The sequence below is a fragment of the Pseudomonas sp. MM227 genome (genome assembly GCF_947090715.1).
Taxonomy (GTDB): Bacteria; Pseudomonadota; Gammaproteobacteria; order Pseudomonadales; family Pseudomonadaceae; genus Aquipseudomonas; species Aquipseudomonas baltica.
Genome location: NZ_OX352319.1, coordinates 3,724,184 through 3,738,373 on the forward strand (window position 1 = coordinate 3,724,184; position 14,190 = coordinate 3,738,373).

17 protein-coding genes and 1 pseudogene are annotated in these 14,190 nt (G+C 63.0%); 12 read left to right on the forward strand and 6 right to left on the reverse strand.

Annotated elements, in window-relative coordinates; all coding sequences use genetic code 11:
* The first annotated feature begins 130 nt into the window (after positions 1-130).
* Positions 131-1,003: pseudogene (locus ONG87_RS16860) on the forward strand (helix-turn-helix domain-containing protein).
* A 24-nt stretch (positions 1,004-1,027) separates the two neighbouring features.
* On the opposite strand, the gene ONG87_RS16865 reads toward ONG87_RS16860, so the two are convergent.
* The 3 genes from ONG87_RS16865 to ONG87_RS16875 are packed head-to-tail and all read right to left on the reverse strand — an operon-like array spanning position 1,028 to position 3,236.
* A complete protein-coding gene (locus tag ONG87_RS16865; protein WP_192137749.1) occupies positions 1,028-1,354 on the reverse strand; it encodes a DUF3325 domain-containing protein in 327 nt (108 codons plus the stop codon).
* Entirely contained in the window at positions 1,354-2,934 is a 1,581-nt protein-coding gene (locus ONG87_RS16870) for a PepSY domain-containing protein (protein WP_264381698.1), read from the reverse strand. Before ONG87_RS16870 ends, ONG87_RS16865 begins: the two co-directional genes overlap by 1 nt.
* Positions 2,931-3,236, reverse strand: coding sequence for a DUF3649 domain-containing protein (locus ONG87_RS16875; protein WP_122475147.1), 306 nt, complete (start codon positions 3,234-3,236; stop codon positions 2,931-2,933). The genes ONG87_RS16870 and ONG87_RS16875 overlap by 4 nt, the downstream gene beginning before the upstream one ends.
* A 221-nt stretch (positions 3,237-3,457) precedes the next feature.
* On the opposite strand from ONG87_RS16875, the gene ONG87_RS16880 reads away from it, so the two are divergent.
* From ONG87_RS16880 to ONG87_RS16900, 5 genes are all read left to right on the forward strand, one after another.
* A complete protein-coding gene (locus ONG87_RS16880) occupies positions 3,458-3,952 on the forward strand; it encodes a sigma-70 family RNA polymerase sigma factor (RefSeq protein WP_192054933.1) in 495 nt (164 codons plus the stop codon).
* Positions 3,949-4,902: a FecR domain-containing protein gene (locus ONG87_RS16885; protein WP_264381699.1), complete on the forward strand. Its 954-nt coding sequence runs from the start codon at positions 3,949-3,951 to the stop codon at positions 4,900-4,902. Before ONG87_RS16880 ends, ONG87_RS16885 begins: the two co-directional genes overlap by 4 nt.
* Positions 4,903-5,011: 109 nt before the next feature.
* Positions 5,012-7,372 (forward strand): TonB-dependent Fe(3+) dicitrate receptor FecA, encoded by a 2,361-nt coding sequence (gene fecA / locus ONG87_RS16890; RefSeq protein ID WP_264381700.1) that lies wholly within the window; start codon positions 5,012-5,014, stop codon positions 7,370-7,372.
* A 240-nt stretch (positions 7,373-7,612) separates the two neighbouring features.
* On the forward strand, positions 7,613-8,023 hold the full coding sequence (locus ONG87_RS16895; RefSeq protein ID WP_122475152.1) for an HPF/RaiA family ribosome-associated protein: 411 nt from the start codon (positions 7,613-7,615) through the stop codon (positions 8,021-8,023).
* A 219-nt stretch (positions 8,024-8,242) separates the two neighbouring features.
* Entirely contained in the window at positions 8,243-8,581 is a 339-nt protein-coding gene (locus ONG87_RS16900) for a DUF3509 domain-containing protein (protein ID WP_264381701.1), read from the forward strand.
* A 13-nt stretch (positions 8,582-8,594) separates the two neighbouring features.
* Here ONG87_RS16900 and ONG87_RS16905 read toward each other — a convergent pair whose 3' ends face one another.
* On the reverse strand, positions 8,595-9,035 hold the full coding sequence (locus ONG87_RS16905; RefSeq protein ID WP_043192974.1) for a phosphate-starvation-inducible protein PsiE: 441 nt from the start codon (positions 9,033-9,035) through the stop codon (positions 8,595-8,597).
* Between the two features lie 225 nt (positions 9,036-9,260).
* Between ONG87_RS16905 and ONG87_RS16910 the strand changes: the two genes are divergently transcribed.
* Positions 9,261-9,536: a YebG family protein gene (locus tag ONG87_RS16910; protein ID WP_122475156.1), complete on the forward strand. Its 276-nt coding sequence runs from the start codon at positions 9,261-9,263 to the stop codon at positions 9,534-9,536.
* A gap of 3 nt (positions 9,537-9,539) precedes the next feature.
* Here the strand turns inward: ONG87_RS16910 and ONG87_RS16915 are convergent, their stop codons facing one another.
* Positions 9,540-9,992, reverse strand: coding sequence for a flavodoxin (locus tag ONG87_RS16915; RefSeq protein ID WP_122475157.1), 453 nt, complete (start codon positions 9,990-9,992; stop codon positions 9,540-9,542).
* A 134-nt stretch (positions 9,993-10,126) separates the two neighbouring features.
* Here ONG87_RS16915 and ONG87_RS16920 point away from each other — a divergent pair, with 134 nt between their 5' ends.
* Both ONG87_RS16920 and ONG87_RS16925 read left to right on the forward strand, forming a co-directional pair.
* On the forward strand, positions 10,127-10,594 hold the full coding sequence (locus ONG87_RS16920; RefSeq protein WP_122475159.1) for a PAS domain-containing protein: 468 nt from the start codon (positions 10,127-10,129) through the stop codon (positions 10,592-10,594).
* A gap of 57 nt (positions 10,595-10,651) precedes the next feature.
* Positions 10,652-11,257, forward strand: coding sequence for a hypothetical protein (locus ONG87_RS16925; RefSeq protein WP_192058620.1), 606 nt, complete (start codon positions 10,652-10,654; stop codon positions 11,255-11,257).
* Between the two features lie 10 nt (positions 11,258-11,267).
* On the opposite strand, the gene ONG87_RS16930 is transcribed toward ONG87_RS16925, so the two are convergent.
* Positions 11,268-12,215 (reverse strand): MerR family transcriptional regulator, encoded by a 948-nt coding sequence (locus tag ONG87_RS16930; RefSeq protein ID WP_264381702.1) that lies wholly within the window; start codon positions 12,213-12,215, stop codon positions 11,268-11,270.
* Between the two features lie 206 nt (positions 12,216-12,421).
* Here ONG87_RS16930 and ONG87_RS16935 point away from each other — a divergent pair, with 206 nt between their 5' ends.
* From ONG87_RS16935 to folX, 3 genes are all read left to right on the forward strand, one after another.
* Complete coding sequence (locus tag ONG87_RS16935) at positions 12,422-12,988, forward strand: antibiotic biosynthesis monooxygenase (RefSeq protein ID WP_122475163.1); 567 nt, start codon at positions 12,422-12,424, stop codon at positions 12,986-12,988.
* Positions 12,989-13,055: 67 nt separating this feature from the next.
* A complete protein-coding gene (gene folM, locus ONG87_RS16940; RefSeq protein ID WP_122475165.1) occupies positions 13,056-13,757 on the forward strand; it encodes a dihydromonapterin reductase in 702 nt (233 codons plus the stop codon).
* A gap of 59 nt (positions 13,758-13,816) precedes the next feature.
* A complete protein-coding gene (gene folX / locus ONG87_RS16945) occupies positions 13,817-14,188 on the forward strand; it encodes a dihydroneopterin triphosphate 2'-epimerase (protein ID WP_049861227.1) in 372 nt (123 codons plus the stop codon).
* Positions 14,189-14,190: the final 2 nt, after the last annotated feature.

The window sequence follows — 14,190 nt, forward strand, 5'->3', positions numbered from 1 at the left end:
AGGCCCTCCGGGGTCAGGGGCCCATTGTCCGAGCAGCGGCCGATCCCGGCTTGCACAAACTTGCGCTTTTTCTGCCGCTGCACTGGCAGCTTTCCCGCGACGCAGTACCATGGCCACGGAGGTATCGACCATGACTGCTTTGCTGGACCTGCAAGTGTTTCAGGCGCTGCACAACTCGCGCCACGCGCGCCTCGAGCACAGCGCCGAACTGGGCGACTCGATGGTGGCGGCGTTGTGGAGCAATCACCACGATGCCCAGGAGTATCAGGCGCCGACCCATCACACTTTGTCGTGCTACATCGGCGGCGGCACGGGCACCTTTCGCCGCGATCGCCCTTGGGAGAAAGGCGCGCCCGGCAAGCAGTGCATCCTGCCGGCCGGCCATGAGTCGGCATGAGTGATCAACGGTGATATCCGCCTGGCCCATCTCTATTTCAGCGCAGAGCAGTTTGCGCTGGGCTGCGTGACGCTGCTGGACCGTGAGCCCCGCGAAATGCAGTTGCGCGAGAATACCTTCCTCGAAGACCCGGCACAGGCACGACGCTTCGCTCGTCTGATCACGTTGAATTGGAACGAACCGGGGGAGCGCGTACTGACCAGCAGCCTGGCCCACGAGATGCTCGCCCACGCTCTGCTCAGCCAAGCGGTCGCGCGTCCGCAGCTTCGGCTCAAAGGCGGGCTTGCACCTCATCAGCGGCGCCTGCTTCGCGACTTCATCGAGTCGCAGTTGGCCGAACCTCTGAGCCTCGGCCAACTGGCAGCCTTGTGCAGCTTGTCGGAGTACCACTTCGCACGGATGTTTCGCACCAGCTTTGGCTTGCCGCCGCATCAATACGTGCTGGCTCGACGGATCGCCCGCGCCCGCTCGCTGTTGCGCCAGACGCACCTGCCCTTGGGCGAGGTGGGGCTGGCATGCGGCTTCGCCAGCGCCAGTCACTTCAGCAATCGGTTTCGCCAGGCAAGTGCGGTATCCCCAGGCGAATATCGCCTGGCTTGCACCTGACGGCAGACTGGCGAGCAGCTCGCGCTACCAGTGTGCCACTGCCGCCAATGGCCCCAGCAGCAGGCCGGCTGCGGCCAATGCCAGGGCCCAGCGTGGCCGGTACGGCAACAGCCACACCAGGAATACCGCGCTGCCCATCAACACTGCGGTCCAGCGCACCAGCCCCATGGCCCAGCCAGCGCTGAGCACCGAGACCCACAGCGACAAGGCCAGCAAAGCCCAGCCTGCCATGCGCAATTGCACCTTGCGCGAAGGACTGGGTCGATGCCCGAGCATTTCCTGATGATGACGTTCCATGGCCAGGCACAGGGCACTGAAGCCGGCATAACTGAGCAAACCTGCAGCCAACATCAGTGCACCTCGCCAGGCATGGTAGGACGCGCACGCACCGTCCGCGCCACCGGCAATGCCGCCAGCACAGCGCGGCGACGTATCTTCATGACCACCCACGCCAGCACCAGGCCGCAGCCCAGGGCGCTGAGATCGACGCCTGCCAATACCCAGTCGCCGGCGGCGATGGACGCCGGCAGGCCATGGTTGGTGGTGAGCAGACTCAGTAACGGCACACTCGCCAGGGCAATCGCCGCCAGACCCAATTGCTCGATCCAGGCCTTGCTGCCACTGCGCACAGCGGCATGCACGATGCTCAATAGCCAAACCACGAAGAAGCTGTCGACCTCGATGCCGGCACGCTCCGGATAGGTCGCCGGCAGCAGCCGGTTGGCCCACATGAAGCCTGCCACCGCCAGCACCAGCCCGGCCATGCCGGCCACGTTCAACACTTCCACCAGACGCAGCTCGAAGGGCCGCACACCGCTGCGGGCATGCTTGAGCTGACGTTTGCCCAGCCACATGACCAGGCCCGTACCGATCAGCAAGGTGCTGCCCAGGCCGCAGAAGAAATACAGCCAGCGCAGCACGGGCCCGGCGAACAGCCCCATGTGCAACCCATAGAACGTGCCCGCGATGGCTATTGGCGTGGAGCTTTCGCGCGGCTGCTCGAGCACCGCGCCCGTAGTACCGGCGAAGGTGATGGCTGCGCCCAGGTCGCGGCTCACGCTATCGCCGTCATGGCGGCTGAACTGCACCTGGGCGTTGGCATCGCCCGGCATCTGCACCGACACCCGGCCGATGCTGCCTCCGGGCCATTGCTGCAGCGCACGGTCGTACAGCCCTCCCAGATTCACCAGCGGCGCAGGCTGCCCGGCGGCGACCAAACGCTGGTTGCCCGGATAGATCTCGCTGAAGAACGCCTGGGTATCGCCATCGTAGCGGCTGTTGATGCTCGCCGGCATGAGCATGGTCATGAAAATCACCAGGCTGCTGTAGGTGATCATCAGGTGAAAAGGCAGCACCAACACGCCGATCGCGTTGTGCCCATCGAGCCAGGAACGCGCGCCCTTGCCGGGGCGGAAGGTGAAGAATTCCTTGAAGATCTTCTTGTGGGTGATGATGCCGGTGACCAGCGTCACCAGCATGACCATCGCCGCCAGGCTACTCAGCCAGCGGCCCCAGGGGTAGCCCATTTGCAGCTGGTAGTGGAAGCGATAGAAGAAGTCGCCGCCGCGGCTGTCGCGCGCCTCGATTCGCTGCCCGGTCTGCGGGTCCAGGGTATGCCGGGTGAAGCTGCCGCGCCCGCTTTTGTTCGGGTCCTGCCACATGACCGAAAGCGCTGGCTCGCGCGCGTCCGGCAGGCTGATGAACCAGCGTGACGATTGCCCGGCATTGGCCTGCAGGTAGCTCTGCGCCTGCGTCAGGCTGGCCCGAGCGTCGAGCACGCGCACCGGCACTTCGGGCTGCGCCCAATGGCTGATCTCGTCCTTGAAATAGGACAGTGTTCCGGTGAGGAAGATGGCGAACAGCAACCAGCCGAACACCAGCCCCGCCCAGGTATGCAACCACGCCATCGCCTGGCGAAAGCCTTCTCTCACGGCAGGTGCTGCCAGTGCAGAAGACCCGCCATCGCGGCCAGTATCAGGCCCGGAATGGCCAGGCCCAACCAGGCTCGACCGGCGCTGTGCGAGGCGAAACACCAGAGCACGGCCACCAGATACACGAGGAACGACAGCATCATGGCGCTGACCACGGCCTCGCCGCGTGCCATGGGCAGCAGCCAGGCGATGCATACGCTTGCAAGTGCCGCCAGCACGTAGCCGCCAAATACAGCCGCGACGATGCGAGAGGCCACCGCCCAACGATACGAGGCAGGTACCCCGCCGATTCTGCTTCTCATGAAAGACCTTCAAACGTACGAACGCGGCACTGAATCGTGCTGATAATAATGATAAATATTCTCATGCGCAAAGACCGTTGACGTTTATCTTGTGCTGCAACACTTTTTGCCGACGCTGGGACGGCTGTCGGCCTTGCTCAAACGGCGGCTCATCCGTAAGATACGAACAATTCTTATTCTGCTGCGCACCCCATGGCGCCGGAGTGTTCGCGGTGAGCTCTGTGACTTCCCCTGCCTCGCATTCGGTCGAGGGCCTCTACCTCGGCCATCGCCGCTGGCTGACCGAGTGGCTGCGCAGCCGTCTGGGCTGCCCGGACAACGCTGCCGACCTCGCCCAGGACACCTTCATGCGCCTGTTGACCGCGCGCGAGGTCGCGCCCATCCGTGAACCGCGGGCGTTTCTCACCACAGTGGCCAAGCGCGTGCTGTTCAACCACTATCGTCGCCAGGATCTGGAGCGCGCGTATCTGGAGGCCTTGAGCCAGATGCCCGAGCCCCTTGCACCCTGCGAAGAACACCGGGCGATCATCCTGCAGACCCTGCTCGAGCTGGACGCGCTACTCGAAGGGCTGCCGGTCACGGTCAAGCGTGCGTTCCTGATGGCACAGGTCGATGGCCTGGGCTACCGCGAAATCGCCAGTGAACTCGGTATATCCCTGGCTACGGTAAAGCGCCATCTGCACAAGGCAGCCCTGCGCTGCTACTTCGCGCTGTGAACGAAGCCCGCAGTTTTTCTCCGCACGTGGCCGAACAGGCCGTGCAGTGGCTGCTTGAACTGCAACAAGGCCCGCTCGATCCGCGCCAGCAGCAGGCATGGCAGCGCTGGCTGCACGCCGACGGCGAGCACCGTCGCGCCTGGGATCACATCCAGAAGGTCAATCAGCAGTTCGCCGGCCTGCCCGCTTCCCTGGCGCAGGCTACCGTGGGCGCACCCCACTCGCCCGGCCGCCGACGCGCCCTCAAGGCGCTGTTGCTGTTGGGAATGGCCGGTGCAACCACCCTGGCCCTGCGACAACAGCACTGGCTGCCGCCGCTGGTGGCCGACTACCGCAGCCCGCTGGGCCAGCGCCGCCAATTGCAACTGGACGACGGCAGCCGGATCCACCTCAACACCACCAGCGCCGTGGACGTGCGCTTCGATGCGGGTCGGCGCCTGATCCACTTGCTCGAAGGCGAGATCATGCTCACGGCGGGTGCCGATGCGCGGCCCCTGCTCATCGGCACCGACCAAGGGCTGATCACCGCTGGCCGGGGGCAGGTCAATGTTCGCCAACTGCCGGGCAGCACCCAGGTGCAGGCACTGCAGGGCGCCGTCGCCCTCGAGGCCGCCGGGCTGCACGATGAGCCACGGCGCCTGGCCGAAGGCCAGCAGCTCGAGTTCGAACGCCAGCGCTTCAATCCGGCGCGACCACTGGACGCCAACAGTGGCGCCTGGGTCGACGGCATGCTGATCGCCGCGCGCATGCGCCTGGGCGACTTCCTGGCCGAGGTAGGCCGTTATCGCCGCGGCCAGCTGGACTGCGACGCCCGCGCTGCCAATCTGTTGCTCTCCGGCAGTTTCCCCCTGGGCGATACCGAGAAAATTCTCGATTCACTGGAGTCGGCGCTGCCAGTGAAAGTCCGGCGCTTCACCCGCTATTGGGTCACGGTGCAATCCCGGGTCTAGCCATGCCAGGTTTGGCGGCGAGCATTTATTTACACCGTCGGTGAGCCGTTTTGCCTTGCTCGCGTGACAGACAGGGTAACTCCCACTACATCCTGCCTGGAAACGCCGAATGTCCAACCTGCCCACCCCACTCGCCCGCGCCCTGCGCTGTCTGTTGCTCGGCACTGCCGTGAGCGTGGCTCAACTGCCGCACGCCATGGCCGCCGAGGGCTCTACCCGCGAGTACCACATCGCGCCCGCGTCGGTCGAAAGCGCGGTCAATCAGTTCGGCCGCGAGGCAGGTGTACTGATTTCATTCGGCTCGACGACCCTGGCAGACCAGCCCAGCCGTGGCCTGCAAGGCAGCTACAGCGTCGAACAGGCACTGGCCGTACTGCTTGAAGGTACCGGCTTGCACGCGCAGCCGTTGGGCGATGGCGCCTACAGCCTGGAAGCCACACCTGTGGCCCAGCCTGGCAGCGCCGGTGCTGCGGTCGAACTGGGTGCGTCCAGTGTCGTGGGCGACTGGCTCGGCGCCGCCGAACAGACCAACGTGTTCGAGCACGCCGGTGCCCGGGACGTGGTGCGCCGCGAAGACTTCGAACGCACTGGCGCCACCAGCGCGCGCGATGTCCTCAACCGCATTCCGGGTGTCAATGCACCACAGAACAACGGCACGGGCAGCCATGACATGGCGATGAACTTCGGCATCCGTGGGCTCAACCCACGCTTGGCGACCCGCTCCACGGTGCTGATGGACGGCATCCCGGTGCCGTTCGCGCCCTATGGCCAGCCGCAGTTGTCGTTCGCCCCGGTCAGCATGGGCAACATGGACGCCGTGGACGTGGTGCGCGGCGGCGGCGCGGTGCGCTACGGCCCGCAGAACGTCGGCGGCATCGTCAACTTCGTGACCCGCGCGATTCCCGATGCACCTACCATCAAGGGCGGCTTGCAGACCCAGGCCAGCCCTTCGTCGAGCCAGGACGGCTTCAAGACCACCGGCAACCTGCTGGCGGGCGGTACTGCCGACAACGGCCTGGGCGGCGCCCTGCTCTACTCCGGCGTGCGCGGCGGCGACTGGCGCGAGCACAGCGATACCCAGATCGACGACCTGATTCTCAAGGGCAAATACCAGATCGACGAAGCCAACAGCCTCAATGCCCAGGCGCAGTACTACGAAGGCGAGGCCGACATGCCCGGTGGCCTCAGCGCAGCCGACTACAAGGCCGACCCCTATCAGTCGACCCGCCGCTACGACAAGTTCTGGGGGCGCCGCACCATGGTCAACTTCGGCTACCGCTACCAGGAAGATCGCCGCGAATTCACCGCCAACACCTTCTTCACCAAGACCCTGCGCAGCGGCTACCTGGACCAGGGCAACTTTCTCTCACTGTCGCCCCGCGAGTACTGGGTACGCGGTGTAGAGACGCGCTTCTCCCAAGGCTTCGATCTGGGCCAGACACAGCACGAAATGAGCGTGGGCTACCGCTACATCAGCGAGGCGGGCCATGAGCTGCGCTACCGCACGCCGATCAGCGCCAACCAGCAGTTGCCCAGCACCGACAGCCGCAACGACCGGGATACCCGCGGCGGCACCCAGGCCCACGCCTTCTATGTCGACGACCGCATCGATATCGGCCGCTGGACGTTCACGCCCGGCATCCGCTACGAGATGATCGACTCGCAGCAGACCAACAACCTCACCAACGTCAAATACCAGGGCGACTACACCACCGCCTTGCCGGCCCTGAACGTGCTCTATCACGTCAACGAGAACTGGAACCTGTACGCCAACACCGAAGGCTCGTTCGGCAGTGTGCAGTACAGCCAGATGCCCAACCGTGTGACCGGCGGCGAAGTGAAGCCGGAAAAGGCCCGGACCTGGGAGCTGGGGACGCGTTACGACAACGGCAATCTGCGCGCGGAAATCGGTGCGTTCCTGATCAACTTCGACAACCAGTACGACAGCAACCAGACCAACGACACGGTGATCGCTCGCGGCGAGACTCGCCATCAGGGTATCGAGACCAGCATCAACTACGCACTGGACGGTTTGAGCCCGGCCCTGGCCGGTTTCGACGTTCACGCCAGCTACGCGTTCGTCGATGCCACCATCCGCGAAGACGGCCCGAACAAGGGCAACCGCGTGCCGTTCTCCTCGCGCCACAAGGGCACCCTAGGCGTTGGGTACACCCAGGGCCCGTGGAAGCTCGACCTGGACAGCAGCTACCAGAGCAGCCAGTTCGCCGACAACGCCAACACCCAGGCCGAAAGCGCCGATGGCAGCACCGGGCGCATCCCAGGCTACATGCTCTTCAGCAGCCGCGCCGGCTACGACTTCGGCCCGCAATTGTCCGACTTGAACGTCGCGGTGGGCGTGAAGAACATTTTCAATCACCAGTATTACACCCGTTCCTTCGACGACAACAACAAGGGCAAGTACGTGGGTGAGCCGCGCACCGTCTACGTGCAGACCTCCCTCGCCTTCTGACGCTGGCAGCGTGCGCCTGCTGCCGTTGAACCCCTGTGGCAGCGGGTCTAAGGCCAGGATTGCGCCCCGCAGAGGTTTGGGTTTCGCACTTATTTCAGAAAAAGTTCGAAAAAGTTACTGAATATTTATCTTCGTCAGGGGGTTGAATTGTTTCTTCAACTCCCTGACCTTGTACTTCAAGAGGCGATGAATATCAGTGTCATCGAATCTCTAGCTAGCAAGCCGAATAAGGGATGAACTATGCAGATCCAGGTCAATAGCGATAACCATATTCAAGGCGATGCCCGCCTGCAGGAGTGGGTACGCACCGTAGTGGAAAACGCAGTCGAGCATTATCAGGAGGATCTCACCCGTATCGAGGTTCATCTCGCCGACGAAAACGGCCAGAAATCCGGGCCCGACGACATGCGCTGCCAGATGGAAGCGCGTCCAAAAGGTCACCAGCCCATTTCCGTGACGCACAAGGCAGAAACCTTGGACCTGGCGGTCGATGGCGCCGCCGAGAAGCTCAGCCACGCTTTGGAGCACATGTTCGGCAGACTGCGCAACAAGCGTGCAGCCAACCAGCAAACCATTCCCGATGGTCCGAACGAAGCCTTGCTCGAAGAAGAGTTTCTGGAAAACGAACAGGTGCTCAACAGCAAGTCCTGAGCCCTGCAACGTAGGAAAAGGCGAGCCCTGGGCTCGCCTTTTTTATTGCCTGCGAATAAGTTTTTCAGTCCGGGCACGGCGATTGCTACATCAACTGCGACGAAGTAGGGCGGCAGTTACATATAGCAAAAGATGAAACGCGGCGCCGACCAGCGGTCTTGAACCAGTAACTAATCGCCTAGTCCATTAACGAAGTTCGACTATTGCAGGTAGTACATCATGGATAATCCATTCCAAGCCCTGAGCGATGCGTTCCAACCCGAGTACCGCGTCAACCTGAGCATTCAGCGCCTGGATGGCAGCATCATGCTGACCCTGTCCAACGAGCGCGGCGTTGCCGCCAAGCGCGTGATCACCGCCGAACAACGCAACGACCCCAAGCGCATGCGTCGGCTGATCGAAAGCATTCAGTTCGGCATGGCCATCGAGCAGGGGGGCAGCGCCATGCAGATCCTGGCGGCGATGACCGATGCCGGCAACATCGAGAAGCTGGGCAACAAGCCAGTCCTTCGCGCCAACGCCGCGCACACCTCGCCGGTCGCCGCCAGCCTGCAATGAGCCGCCGTGCGGCTCAGCTGTCGGACTTCTCCTTTACCGATGGATAGCGCGAAGACCCATAGCGCACCACCAGAATGGCGAAAGCCAGGAGCAGGATGCCACCGCACAGGTAGATGATGCCCAGATCCGGTGCATTGTGGTGCGAGACATCGCCGATCAGCAGGCGAGTCAGGGCGGTGATTGCCACGTACAGCAGGAAGCGGATGGGCATGTGGTTGGTCTTGAAGTAGATCCCCACCATCGCCCCCAGCTCCAGATAGATGAACAGCAGCAGAATGTCGTCCACGCTCACGCTGCCCTTCTCTACCATTCCCAGAAAAGCGCTGACAGCCGCCCAGGCGGTGATGGCGCCAATGCCGAACAGCGCCAGATAGTGGAACGCCTCGACGCACAGATTGCCCAGCGAATCGGCCTGGGCGTGCAGACTCCCGCGAAGTTTTTCGGCCCATTTCATTGCCTGTATTCCTTTTGCCAACCGATGGTGAGATGCGCCTGAACGCCTATGCTCGTTCAGGGCATGCAGCATAAGGGCCAGGCATGGCTGGTGAGAAGCAGCCAGACTGTCGCAGGGCCCCTCGTCGGCACCTCTGTTCAAGCCTGCCGATTTGCCTTATGCTTGGCACTGTATAAACGAACAGTAGTTGTACTGAAACCATTCCCTAGGCAAATGAGGTGGTCAATGGCCGTCGAAGTGGTATACCGCAGCAGCCGAGATCTGGAGCGCCTGTTTATGGACAAAGCTGAAGCCGATCGTCACGACAAAATGCTCGAGCTGGCTGAGTTGCTGGCAGACGTACTGAAAAAAGCCGTGCCGTCACTCGATGACAAACAGGTCGAAGACGCCGGTATCTACATGGCGAAAAACCGCGACATCTTCGCCAAGGCATTCAAGAGCCAGCCCGATGCCCTGAACGAGTTGCTCACGGCGACGGCCGACCCCGCCGAACAGGCCTGATCATCAGGCCTGCAGCGCTTGCACGAACTCGGCCAGCCAGGGCTCTGCGTCGGTTTCCGGGGTGACGCTTTCGCTGGCGTCCAGGCGCAGCATCTCCTGAACCTCGTGCACGCCCAGCTCTGCAAACAACTCGCGCAACTGTTCGCCGCCGCCGCAATAGGTGTCGTAGCTGGAGTCGCCCAGCGCGATCACACCACCGGGCAGGCCACGCAGCGCCGCCGGCAGTTCATCGCGAAGCTGAGCGTACAGCGCCATGATGTTGTCCGGCAGTTCGCCCATGCCGGTGGTCGAGGTCACCGCCAAAACAGCCTCGGGCGCGAATGCCAGCACGTCCTGCAGAGTGGCTCGCGGGTTGTGCCAGGCCTGGATATCCTGTCGCTTTAGCAGCTGCTCGGCATGCCGGGCGACTTCCTCGGCCGCGCCGTAGACCGAACCGCTGAGGATGGCAACTTTCATGATGACTGTCTCGGACCGTTGAAAGCGCTGATCTTACCAGCCCGACCGCGCATTGAAAGACAGGATCTGACGTACTGGGATCCCTCCCGCAGCCCGTATGAATTAGACTACGCTGCACGCTAGGGAACCCTGACATGATCAATGCGAAGCTGCTGCAACTGGTGATCGATGCGTCCAACGACGGCATCGTCGTCGCCGAACAGGAAGGCGAGGACAACATTCTCATCTACGTCAATCCGGCATTCGAGCGCATGACCGGCTATACGTCGCTGGAAATGCTCTACCAGGACTGCCGCCTGCTGCAGGGTGACGACCGCGACCAGCCTGCGCGCCAGCGCGTGCGCGAGGCGATCGACCAGGGGTTGGCGTGCCGCGAGGTGCTGCGCAACCACCGCAAGGACGGCAGTTTCTTCTGGAATGAGCTGTCGATCACCCCGGTACACAACGACAGCGACCAACTGATGTACTACATCGGCATCCAGAAGGATGTCAGCAGCGAGGTCGAAGCGCAGCAGCGCATCGTCGCGCTCGAGCAGCAGGTGGCGGCGCTGCAACAGCGCATCGTCGAACTCGAAACCCCTGCCCCGCCCGGTGCGGTATGACCGCCATGGACGTTTTCCAATGTTGCTTCGAGTCACCCTTTGCCGCGAGTGCACGCCATGCCGCCTGATGTGTTGCTGACCCAGGACGAACTGGAGTTTCTGCGGGCGATGCAGGCCAACCCGCAGCTCAATGTTCGCGATACCCTGCTCAACCTTTCCATCAAGGGTGGACCGCAGGTTCGCGATCTGCTGATGCGCCTGGCATCCCACGAACAGGTCACCATCGAAGCACACCTGGAAAACCAGCAGATCAGCTTTCCGCTGCAGGTCGTGGAAGACGAGTTCCAGGCGGCGCACCTGGAGCTGGGGGCACCCAGCATCTATGAGGACGGACCGATGTTGCGCCCGTGGCGGCTGAGCCTCGCGCAGCCGATCGTGCTGCGCGACGGCGAAGGGCGTGACAGCGACTTCTGGGTCCGTGACATTTCCTTCAAGGGCGCCTTGCTCGAGGTCCGCAATGGGGCACAGGCGCCCGCGCAATTTCAGCTGTGGTTCACCCCCGAAGGGTGCGCACCGATCCCGTTGCGCGGTTCGATGATTCGCGAGGCCGAGCACGGCTTGTTTGCCTACCGGCTCAGCCAGAACAACGCCAAGGCGATAGAGTCCTTGCGCCAGTTCATTCTGATGCACCACCAACTGGTGCATCCGCAACTGCACACCTGAATGCGCCGAATCAGCTGTCCAGATGCCCGGCCAGGTACTGCTGCAAACGCCGTTGCATCAAACGTCCATCGCTGCCCAGGCAGGCGATCTCAGTGGATCGCAGGCTGTCCTGCATGATTTCGGACAGCTCTCCGGCCAACAGCAACGGGCAGCTCAGGGCGTTGTTCAGTCTGGCCAGCTGCCGTGGCAGTGCCGGTGGCGCTGGACTATTGGAGAACAGCACCACTGCCTGGGGCGCGAGCTTTTCACAGACCAGGCTCAGCTCTTCGAGCGGCTGGCCCAGACCGAGCAGTTGCACTTCGACTTGCGGTCCCCCCAGCAGCAGGCCTGTGACCTGAAGCTCGAGTTCCCGGCACTGCTCTGGTATGGCCACCAGCAATACCCGGCTGTCCTGGCCCTGATCGGAAGCCAGGCGCAGCCGTTGCAGGGTGCGGGCACGCAGGAAGGTGTCGAGGAACAACCATTCGCTGGCCTGGCCGAAGTGGCCCTGATGCACCAGCAGCTCCTGCCAGACCGGCATCAGTACCTGTTCGAATGCCACGGCCAGCGGATAGCTGGAAAACACCTGGCCGTAGACCTGATCGAGCCGAGCTTCGGCAAACTCACGTACGCACTGGCGAATCCGCTCCTGCCACTGCTGCCATTCACCGTGCTCATCGCAGGGCCCGGGCAGCGCGGTTCTGGCCTGCTGGGTGCGCGCCAGGATCTTGCCCACCTTGCTCACCGCCACGCCCCGCTCTATCCAGCCCAGGATACTGCGCACCTCTTCGATATCGGCCAGGGAGTACAGGCGGTGCCCACTTTCGGTGCGGGTAGGCTGCACCAGACCATAGCGGCGCTCCCACGCACGCAGCGTGACCGGGTTGATCCCGGTCAACCGGGCCACCTCGCGAATGGGGTACAGCTCGTCCAGCGCGTGGTCTTGCACGCCGGGCAATCGGGTGCCGGATTCGCTCATTGCTAGTCAACCGCCGCCAGGAACAGGAACGCACAGTGTAACCGCTGGCAGAGGCTTGGGGTTTGTGGATGATCCAACCGACGGTAGATGTGCACGCAGCAGTTTTCGGGAATAATACTTGCTTGATTTCAGATGCACGCCACCACCCCGGCGCTGCATTCGATGGAGGCTCCTACCCGGAGCGCCAGACTGCCTGGAGATACACGATGTCTACCTCCCCCGTTACCCTGATGGTTGCGCGCCGCGTGGCCGATGGCAAATATCAGGACCTGATCGCCTGGCTGCATGAGGGCGAACAGCTGGCCACCGATTTTCCAGGTTACCTGGGTTCAGGTGTTCTGGCGCCCGCGCCGGGCGATGACGAATTCCAGATCATCTTCCGTTTTGCCGATGAAACCACGCTGCATGCATGGGAGCATTCTGCCTCCCGCCGCTCCTGGCTTGGCCGTGGCAGTGAACTATTCGCCCAGCCACACGTGCACCGGGTCAGCGGCACCGAAGGCTGGTTCGGTGACAGTGGCCTGCAGCGCCCGCCGCGCTGGAAACAGGCGGTGGCCATCTGGCTGGCGTTCTTTCCGGTGTCGTTGATCTTCAACTTCCTGTTCGGTCACGTGCTGAACGAGATCAGCCTGGTGCCCAGAGTCATGCTCAGTACCCTGGCCCTGACCCCGCTCATGGTGTTCTTTTTCATTCCGCTGTCGACGCGCCTGTTGCGCGGCTGGTTGCACGCCACGCCGAGCCGGGCGCCGCTGCCCAAGGCCAAGGTGGCGTGAACGGCCGGACCTGCTGCGCTTTGTGATATAAATCGGCGCAGCAACCTGCCGACGAAGAGCTCGCCCCATGCCTCACCCGATCCTCATTACCGGCGCCAGCCAGCGCATCGGCCTGCATTGTGCCGAACGCCTGCTGGGCGAAGGCCAACCAGTCATCATCAGCTATCGCCAGGAGCGCGAAACCGTTGCGCACCTGCGCGAGATGGGCGCGGTGACCATCCATGCCGACTTCGCCAGCGAAGCCGGCATCCTGGCCTTCATCGACGCACTCAAGGCGCAGACCACCCAGCTGCGCGCCATCGTGCACAATGCCTCGGCCTGGATCGCGGACAGCGCCGCAGACGAAGCCGCCGCGTTCCAGCAGATGGTCAATGTGCACATGCTGGCGCCCTATCTGATCAACTTGCACTGCGCCGACCTGCTGCGCGCGTCGAAACCTGCCGACATCGTGCACATCAGCGATGACGTGACGCGCAAGGGCAGCGCCAAGCACATGGCCTATTGCGCGAGCAAGGCGGGACTGGACAACCTCACGCTGTCGTTCGCGGCACGGTTCGCGCCCGCGATCAAAGTGAACGGGATTGCCCCGGCGCTGATCCTGTTCAACCCGGATGACGATGCCGACTATCGCTACAAATCGCTGGCCAAGTCGGCGCTGGGCATCGAGCCGGGTGCCGAGGTCATCTACCAGAGCCTGCGCTACCTGTTGGAAAACCCCTACGTGACGGGCACGACCTTGACCGTCAACGGCGGCAGACACGTAAAATAGGCATGCCTGCGTCGGTTCGGCACGACGCTGGCCCCGAACATTCTGCGGAGCACACAACGATGGCACCACTGCAGCCAGGAATGGCACGCATCCGGGTCAAGGACCTGCGGTTGCGCACCTTCATCGGTATCAACGAAGACGAAATCGTCAACAAGCAGGATGTGTTGATCAACCTCACCGTCCTGTATCCGGCGCTCGAAGCGGTGCGCGACAACGATATCGAGCATGCCCTGAACTACCGCACCATCACCAAGGCGGTGATCCAGCATGTGGAGGGCAACCGGTTTGCCCTGCTCGAACGCCTGACCCAGGAGATTCTCGATCTGGTCATGCAGAACACCGCCGTGCGCTATGCCGAAGTGGAAGTCGACAAGCCCCATGCGCTGCGCTTCGCCGAATCGGTTTCGATCACCCTCGCCGGCAGCCGCTGACC